8 protein-coding genes and 1 tRNA gene are annotated in these 7,988 nt (G+C 58.4%); 1 reads left to right on the forward strand and 8 read right to left on the reverse strand.

Annotation, left to right across the window (positions count from 1 at the left end):
• Positions 1-26: 26 nt before the first annotated feature.
• The 4 genes from I2F59_RS08420 to serS all read right to left on the reverse strand — a co-directional run bounded on the left by I2F59_RS08420 (position 27) and on the right by serS (position 4,833).
• Complete coding sequence (locus I2F59_RS08420; RefSeq protein ID WP_195503862.1) at positions 27-2,468, reverse strand: tetratricopeptide repeat protein; 2,442 nt, start codon at positions 2,466-2,468, stop codon at positions 27-29.
• Between the two features lie 376 nt (positions 2,469-2,844).
• Positions 2,845-2,921: transfer RNA gene (locus I2F59_RS08425), tRNA-Arg, on the reverse strand.
• A gap of 77 nt (positions 2,922-2,998) precedes the next feature.
• Positions 2,999-3,376 (reverse strand): hypothetical protein, encoded by a 378-nt coding sequence (locus I2F59_RS08430; protein ID WP_117770522.1) that lies wholly within the window; start codon positions 3,374-3,376, stop codon positions 2,999-3,001.
• 173 nt (positions 3,377-3,549) lie between these two features.
• Positions 3,550-4,833 carry a serine--tRNA ligase gene (gene serS, locus I2F59_RS08435; protein WP_040359108.1) on the reverse strand — a complete coding sequence of 428 codons (1,284 nt, stop codon included), beginning with the start codon at positions 4,831-4,833 and terminating at the stop codon, positions 3,550-3,552.
• A gap of 111 nt (positions 4,834-4,944) precedes the next feature.
• Between serS and I2F59_RS08440 the strand changes: the two genes are divergently transcribed.
• The gene (locus I2F59_RS08440) at positions 4,945-5,118 is read left to right on the forward strand and encodes a DUF6724 family protein (protein WP_006235069.1); all 174 of its coding nucleotides are present in this window, start codon (positions 4,945-4,947) and stop codon (positions 5,116-5,118) included.
• Positions 5,119-5,276: 158 nt separating this feature from the next.
• Here the strand turns inward: I2F59_RS08440 and proC are convergent, their stop codons facing one another.
• The 4 genes from proC to I2F59_RS09945 form a co-directional block, all read right to left on the reverse strand.
• Entirely contained in the window at positions 5,277-6,047 is a 771-nt protein-coding gene (gene proC / locus I2F59_RS08445) for a pyrroline-5-carboxylate reductase (RefSeq protein WP_055285927.1), read from the reverse strand.
• 73 nt (positions 6,048-6,120) lie between these two features.
• The gene (gene rlmH, locus I2F59_RS08450; protein ID WP_138113986.1) at positions 6,121-6,591 is read right to left on the reverse strand and encodes a 23S rRNA (pseudouridine(1915)-N(3))-methyltransferase RlmH; all 471 of its coding nucleotides are present in this window, start codon (positions 6,589-6,591) and stop codon (positions 6,121-6,123) included.
• A gap of 6 nt (positions 6,592-6,597) precedes the next feature.
• On the reverse strand, positions 6,598-6,972 hold the full coding sequence (locus tag I2F59_RS09940) for an SPFH domain-containing protein (RefSeq protein WP_229065412.1): 375 nt from the start codon (positions 6,970-6,972) through the stop codon (positions 6,598-6,600).
• Positions 6,969-7,535 (reverse strand): SPFH domain-containing protein, encoded by a 567-nt coding sequence (locus I2F59_RS09945; RefSeq protein WP_229065413.1) that lies wholly within the window; start codon positions 7,533-7,535, stop codon positions 6,969-6,971. Before I2F59_RS09945 ends, I2F59_RS09940 begins: the two co-directional genes overlap by 4 nt.
• Positions 7,536-7,988: the final 453 nt, after the last annotated feature.

The following is a 7,988-nucleotide window of genomic DNA, read 5'->3' on the forward strand; positions in this document are numbered from 1 at the left end:
CATCCTTTCCTCCTTGGAAGCTTCGCCTACCCCAGCGAGCGGTTGAGGGAGCCGAGCTCGTCGTTGCCCATGGTGCGCCACATTTGGAAGATGCAACCGCGTGCCAGGAAAAAGAAGCCGTTGTCGACCAGTTGAACAGCGGCATCTGCCAGCTGATTCGTCACGGCGGACACTGGCGGCAGCTCGAGTCCAGCCTTGCGGATAGTCTCGACCGCTTCCTCGAACGTCGGAGGCTCGCTGACGCCCATCTCGTTCATAAGGCCCTGCATTTCTTCCAGCGCGCTGCTGCCCGACTCCTCGCCGCGCGGCACCAGACGGTAACATGCCAGCGCCAGGTCGAGCTGATCGCAATTCCAATAGGCAAACGCCAAGCGATAGAACAGGTAGCCGATTGCAGAACGATCGCTGGCAATACGTAGGCCGTGGCGCGCCACCTCGATAATCTCGTCAAAGCGCTCCAGACGCGCAAGCACGTTGATGAGAGCAAAGTGCGATTGCATGGACGAGCGCGCCAGATCGTAAAGATGGCGCACCTCGGGCAGCGCTCGTTCAAAGTCCTCTTGCTCGGCGTAAAAGCTGCAGATCTCGTGCTGGGCAAAGTACAGCGCATCGGGCGCACGGAGGATTCGCACAGAGCGATCTTCTTCCAACACCGGTAGCACCATGCGCACCAGCTGGTTGTCACAAAACTGCGTTTGAACCGGACCTGTCGCCAAAAGCTCGGCGACGGCGCACTTAGCCTCCAACTCCTCAACAAGACGGGAAAAGCCTTCAAAAGCACCTGTACGGTCGACTTTTGCCTGCTCGCGCAATTCAACAACACGGGCCACGTATGGGTCGTCGTCCTCTTCCATGACCTCCAACTCGTCAGCCTTATCGGCGAGCAGCAGATCGCGCAACGCCGGCGGCAGTATGCGATGGTCATCACGCGGACGAGCATGAACCTCCGCAGGCTCAATCGTCTCCGGAGCGGTTGACTCATACGCCTCAAGCACACGCTTGCACGGCATATCGTCCATGTCCATGCTCTCAAGATCCTTGGCAACAGGCACGCAATCGGCCAGATAGGCCGCGCGCCCAAAGAAATACGTTGCGACAACGCGCTCGCCCTGCTCACTGTCGGGAGCAGCAATCTGCACATAGCAGCGCGTGATGCAGGTGCCCGCGGCAAAACACGCTGCCGCAAGCGTGAGTGCCACGCGCGCATCGTGCTCCGCGGCCCAGATCGCGCGCGTGTCCTCGTCCAGCTCTCGCCAGGCGTCATCTTGAGCGTCGTATCCACGTTGCGGCATGGCATCAACGACAGACTGCCCAAACCGAACGAGCATAATCCCCTCGGCAACGTTTACTCGATAGGTATAGTCGAGCCGTGTGACCACGTTGAGCGCCTCAACGATTCGCGCAAAACGGGTGCGCACGTCCCACTCGCCGCCCGGCTGGCAAGCCACCGTACCCGGTTTGCCCCACGGGTTATCGCTCGAGGCCGTATCGAGCAGTCGGGGAACATCGTTGGTCGTCTTGGCGATATGCCACGAATCAAAGAGCGCGCAGCCCTCAAGGCTCGGCGAGGATGCCGCAGGGGCCAATCCGGCCCCGATGCGCTCAAGGATGCCGGAGAGGCGGTTGAGACGGCACTCGATGGCAAGCAGCATGTCAATCTCGTCCTGGTCCAGCAGGCTACGATCAAAATTGAGATAAAACAGCTTTGACCGGTCGATGCGCGCCAGGCTCATTTCGGACTTGGCGGCAATGGTGCGCAGACGGGGCAAGTCGACCTCGCTCATAAGTGCGGCGGCATAACGCTCGATACCGCTCGGATTCTCGGCATGGTCAACGCGGTAAAGCAGCGTCTCGATAGCATCGGGGAGCGGTGACGTGTTAAAGCCCAAAAACACCTCGACCGGCTCGGGCAACTTTACGAGCTTGATCTTGTCGACAACGTTTTGCATACCCTCGTCGAGTCCGCCGACGTCCGCCGTGTTCACAATAGCGCTTTCGGAGTTGGCAAATATCACGTAGCGCAAGAACATCGAGGCCATGAACTCACCGTAAGGAAGGGCGCGGGTCGAATTCCATGTCTCGTGGTCGGACTGCTCGCGCATGGGGCCTTCGGGAGAGCCGGCAGTTTGCGCACACGCGTGCATTGCACCGTTGGCTTTCCTTACCATAATCTCACCAATACTGGAATCCGACTCGTCAAGGACCAGTTCCATGTCGGGATCGTTGGGCAGCGGAGCCTCGCTGACGGGGCGGTCCACCTTGTACACCTCACCCGAAACGCTTACGTAGCCCAAAAGCGACACATGACTTTTGCCAACGAATTCGACGACATAACAAGATTCATGCTGATCCTCGCCAAAGAGTTTCCAGACCACGCCATATGAGCGTCCCGCAGGCTGCTCGGGCATCGCCGGAAAGCGCTTCTTGGGATCGAGAAACCTGAGCTTGTATGTCGGACGCTCTGCCACGAAATATCACCCTGATCGGTCGTCTAGAGAAGGAGCGGTCGCGGATGAGCCGCGACACCTACTCGAAATCTTACACGAGTCGACAGGAAATAGTCCGCTTTACGCCCGCGCCTCGACCGAGGTTCGAATCCATGCAGCGGCGGCATAAAAGAAAAGCCCCCGTTGCCGGAGGCTTTCAATTTCGATTGGTGCGGCGTATAGGATTCCGCGCATCCGCTGCGCGGATCCGCACCGGCTTCGCCCGCCTGCCGGCGTGCTCGCCCGCTCGCTACGGACGCTCCGCGTCCGCTTCACGCTCGCGCCTCGACTGAGGTTCGAATCCATGCGGTGTTGCCATAAAAGAAAAGCCCCCGTTGCCGGAGGCTTTAAGTTCGATTGGTGCGGCGTATAGGATTCGAACCTATGACGTTCTGATTCGTAGTCAGACCCTCTATCCAGCTGAGGTAACGCCGCAGCGCAAGACATATAAAACCACTTTAGCTTATTGGAGTCAAGCACAATCTCAAACTTTTTTGTGGAACGCAGTTTTGTCATGCTGCTCCGCATATACCGCCGTTCCCCGTACGATCGATTGGCTTTTCGATCACGTCGAACTTGGCATCAAGTTCCCTCAGGAGCGATCTCACCCGCTGGGCGCAATCATAATCGGCAAACGAGATGCTCAGCATGCGCGCGACCTGGTTGGAAGTCCCAACTCCATAGAAGTGCTCCAGCGCCACAAGCCCCTCGTGCGTCACAAAGGTCTCGACCACATGCGGCGACTCCTCAAAGCACCATTGGGTCAACGGACCCTCACTCGTCTGCCGAAGCACCAGGCCACCCATGCCAGACGGCTCACACGTTACAAGCAGGTACTCCCCGCCCTCGTCGCTCTCAAACAAAACCACCCGATCATCAAACAGCTCCATCGCGTCCCCTTTCTCTCGCTCTTATTTAGCAAAAGCATAGCAGGTAGATGGCTGTATACAGAACAGTTGTTCGTGTGTTTTCTATTGAGCTGTCCGCACGGCATGGTATGGACCTACGCACGAAATAGGGCGCCCACGAAGGAGCGCCCTTGCATATCCCCTATGCAGGCAAGTTACGCGACCGGCTCGATCTTCTCGAGGCCGCCCATGTAAGGACGCAGAACCTCGGGAATCGTGATGGTGCCGTCGGCGTTCTGGTAGTTCTCCAGAATGGCGGCCATGGTGCGGCCGGCCGGCAGGCCGGAACCATTGAGGGTGTGCAGGTAGCGCGAACCCTTGAAGTTCTCGGGGTCGCGATACTTGATGTTGGCGCGGCGAGCCTGGAAGTCACCGCAGTTGGAGCAGGAGCTGATCTCCTTGTAGGCGTTGTAGCTCGGCAGCCAAACCTCGACGTCGTAGGTCTGACGGGCAGAGAAGCCCAAGTCGCCGGTGCACAGGCTAATCACGCGATACGGAAGGCCCAGCTGCTGCAGCAGGTACTCGGCCTCGGCGGTCATGCTCTCGAGCTCCTCGTCGGACTCCTCCGGCTTAGCGAACTTGACCATCTCGACCTTGTCGAACTCGTGCTGACGGATGATGCCGCGGGTGTCGCGACCGGCGGAACCGGCCTCCTCGCGGAAGCAGGGGGTGAAGGCGGTGTAGCGGCGCGGCAGGGTGTCGGCATCGAGGACCTCGCCGGCGTGCAGGTTGGTAAGCACGACCTCGGCGGTGGGGATCAGGAAGTTGTCGCCCGAGACGTGATAGGCGTCGTCCTCGAACTTGGGCAGCTGGCCCGTGCCAAACATGGTCTGACGCTTGACGACGATAGGCGGCCACCACTCCTTGAAGCCACGGCTGGTGTGCGTATCGAGGAAGAAGTTGATGAGGGCACGCTCCAGGCGGGCACCGGCGCCACCGAGAACGGTGAAACGGCTGCCGGAGAGCTTGTTGCCGCGCTCGAAGTCAAGAATGTCGAGGTCGGTGCCCAGATCCCAATGCGGCTTAAAGTCGAAGTCGAACTCGCGCGGGGTGCCCCAACGACGGCGCTCAATATTCTCGTCCTCGTCCTTGCCGTACGGCGTGGCCTCGCAAGGAATGTTGGGCAGGTGAGCCATGAAGTCGTACTGCTCCTGCTCGAGAGCAGTACGGCGCTCGGCCAGACCGTCAATCTTCTCGTTGACGGCGCGCACGGCCTCCTTGGCGGCCTCGGCCTCGTCCTTCTTGCCCTCCTTCATCAGGGCGCCGATCTTCTTGGACTCGGCGTTGCGCGTAGCCTGGAGCTCCTCGACCTCGGTGATGACGGCACGGCGCTCGTCGTCGAGCTCAAAGAACTTCTCGCGATCCCAAGACGTCTGGCGGTTAGCCATGGCGACATCGATGGCATCGGGGTTCTCGCGAACAAACTTGATATCAAGCATTAGATCCTCCGGCGATATACATTCCATTTAGGTTGCAACCTTGTACATGTATGGGCAAGTATATACTTATGAGCGTTTACGACCCAACTCAACTACGCAAGAAGGCACCCAATGGACGCAGTTTTTTCCTTTTTGTTTGGCACCCGCACCGGTTTTGCCATCCTTTTCGCCGGCGGCATCCTGTTATTTGCGATTCTTGCCTTTGTAATGGAGAAGCGTACCCATAAGATGTACGTCGACCGCGGACCCAAGTCCGAGGATGAGGAAGACAGCTTCTGGGACTAACCTGCCAAAAAGGGACAGGTTTATTTTGGTCTGTTTTATCTGGGCAAACGCAAGCGCCCCGCAACTGGAATTGAGCCAGTTGCGGGGCGCTTTTCGCTAAAAGGACAAAACCGCAGAAAATACCTGCCAAAATAAACCCGTCCTTTTTTTGGTCGGTTTTACTGGAGAGTTGCGTCGATTGCCTTGACCAGGGCGCTGCGCATGCCAGCGTCCTCGAGCGCAACGACGCCCTTGATGGTGGCACCACCGGGCGAGCATACGGCATCCTTCATCGCCGCAGGATGCTGGCCAGTTGCAAGCTGCAGCTTTGCCGTACCTAGCACCATCTGGCTCACAATGCGATAGGCATCGGCACGCGGGATACCGTGCTTGACCGCCGCATCGCCCAGGGCCTCGATTGCCATGGCGACAAATGCCGGAGCGCAACCACCCACCGTGCCGCCCACAAACAGCAGGCTCGTATCGAGCTCGACCACCGCACCGAGTTTGCCAAGCAGATCAAGCACCACGGCGCTCTGCTCATCACTAAGCGTGGAAGCCTTCTCGCAAGCGATGACGCCCTCGCCCACCGAAACCGGTGTGTTGGGCACCGTCGAGATATGCGCGACGCCCGGCAGGACCTGCTCCCACTTGGCACTGTCCCAGGTCCAGGCAACCGACAGAACGACCTTTTTGGCAAGAGCATCCTTGAGCGGGGCGAATACCTTCTCGATCATGTACGGTTTGACCGCAGCGACCACGATATCGGATGCGGCGACAACCTCGGCGGCATCGTGGCAGGCGACCATGCCGCGCGCCTCGCAGCGCTCAACCAGTGCGTCGTAGCGACCCGCGCAGGCGCACATGTCGCTCGCAGCTACACCGGCAGCGATCCAGCCATCGGCCATAGCGCTCGCCATATTGCCAAAACCGACAAATCCAATCTTCATATCTCATAGTCCTCTCAGACACGCTCTTCAAAACGAAAGCTATTGTCCCACGCCATTGTTTCGTATTGCCGACCTATTTGTGATACGGCTCGCCACGGCTGATCTTGCAGGCGCGGTAGATTTGCTCCAGCAGCACCACGCGCGCCAAGTTATGCGGCAAGGTAATGCGTCCAAAGCTGAGCATCTCGTCGGCGCGGGCGCGCACCTCATCACTCACGCCGTCCGAACCGCCGATTACAAAGGCAATGTCGCTGCTGCCTCGCAGCATAAGATTGTCGAGCCTCGCCGAGAGCTCCTCGCTCGAGCGCTCCTTGCCCTCGATAGCCAGCAAGATCACATGTGCTCGAGACGGCAAGGCAGCAAGAATCGCCGCCCCCTCCTTGTCGCGCGCGGCATCCACGCCGCCCGCCTTAGCCGGATCGATATCGGCCACCTCGCGGATATCCACCTTGGCATAGGCACCTAGGCGCTTGGTATACTCAGCGCAGGCATCCTTCCAAAAGCGCTCCTTGAGCTTACCGACACAAACGACGGTGTATTTCACGCGTGTCTACTCCCTTGACTCGTTCTGAACCTTACCGGCAGCCAGCATCTGCTCGAACATCGAGGCCGACTGCGAGAAGTCGCTCGGCAGCACGACCGTCGAGGTTTTACCCGTGCGAGCAAACTCCGTCATCATCTCGGACCACTGCGTAAACATGAACAGTTGGTTGGCCTCGTCATTGCCGACACCCGTCTCCTGGATAATCTCGAGCGAGTCCTTGATGCCCAGCGCGATCGCCTTGCGCTGGTTGGCGATGCCCTCGCCCGCCTTTTCCATAGCCTCAGCCTCGGCGGTCGCCTCGGTGACGCGCTTGATGCGGTCTGCCTCAGCGAGCTCCTGTGCCGCAGCGCGCTTGCGCTGGGCGGCGTTGATGTCGTTCATGGAGTTCTCAACCTCGGTCGGCAGTGCGATTTTGGTGATGAGCGTTGACACGAGGGTGAAGCCGTAGGCGCCATCTGCTCGGAAACGGTAGCGTTGACATCCTTGGCGATGTCATCCTTCTTGGCAAAGACCTCATCGAGTGTGTAGACGGGAATCGAAGAGCGCAGGGCGTCGGTGATGAAGTCACGCATCTGGTCGACGGGCTCCTGCAGCATGTAGTAGCTCTTGTAGATACCCGAATCTGCCGGGCCGGCGCCCATGTCATAGCTCACGTGGTACTGAGCAGAGACCTCAAGGCCGATGGTCACGTTGTCCTGGGTCTTAACGTCGATGCCAAAACCGTTTTTCATGGTGCGCAGGCTCACCGTGGCGGCCTTGCGGTCAATCACGGGCACCTTCATGTGGAAGCCCGCGTTGACGATGCGGTTAAACTTGCCCAGGCGCTCGATGATCACGGCATGCTGTTGTTCAACGACATAGCAGGCGTTGGGAAGCAGTAGCAACAGAATGATGATGGGAATCAAAAGGCTGGTAAGGGCGGCGATGATACCGGACAACAGCATGGTCTCTCCTCTGATAGGCACACGTTGGCACTAGGATACCCGCACGAAGCAGCTGTGTGACACCAACAAGAGGACCCGTGGTCAAAAAAGGCCAAATATGAGTACTGTTACCAGTTTAGTAACAGCGTATTTGGGTCAAAATCGCCTCGTTGAACCCGAGGTCTATCGAAATTACTTCATTTTGTCTCAAGGTTGAGCCAAATTAGCGTACATCTGTTGCGCAAAATGAGCAAAAATGGCTTCATGAAATGTCTCTATTTTCATATCAGTACTCATATTTGCCACTTTTTGACCACAGGGACATCTACCGCGCGAAATCGATATGTCAAATCTGCCAAAACGGCCCATAAGACGATATGAGAAAGCCATTGGGGGCCGCCTCCCCCGCGGCGCAGCTTCTTTCCGCGGGCTCGGGGTGCCACAATGGGCTTTGAGTATCGGCCCGTGCGGTAG

This window comes from Collinsella aerofaciens (assembly GCF_015556945.1).
Lineage (GTDB): Bacteria > Actinomycetota > Coriobacteriia > Coriobacteriales > Coriobacteriaceae > Collinsella > Collinsella aerofaciens_AO.

Bases quoted from the DNA above. Each gene is read 5' to 3' on its own strand.
- I2F59_RS08440 (WP_006235069.1), top strand. From the start codon at position 4,945: ATGGACGCAGTTTTTTCCTTTTTGTTTGGCACCCGCACCGGTTTTGCC.
- proC (WP_055285927.1), bottom strand. From the start codon at position 6,047: ATGAAGATTGGATTTGTCGGTTTTGGCAATATGGCGAGCGCTATGGCC.
- I2F59_RS09945 (WP_229065413.1), bottom strand. From the start codon at position 7,535: ATGCTGTTGTCCGGTATCATCGCCGCCCTTACCAGCCTTTTGATTCCC.
- serS (WP_040359108.1), bottom strand. From the start codon at position 4,833: ATGCTTGATATCAAGTTTGTTCGCGAGAACCCCGATGCCATCGATGTC.
- I2F59_RS09940 (WP_229065412.1), bottom strand. From the start codon at position 6,972: ATGAACGACATCAACGCCGCCCAGCGCAAGCGCGCTGCGGCACAGGAG.
- I2F59_RS08430 (WP_117770522.1), bottom strand. From the start codon at position 3,376: ATGGAGCTGTTTGATGATCGGGTGGTTTTGTTTGAGAGCGACGAGGGC.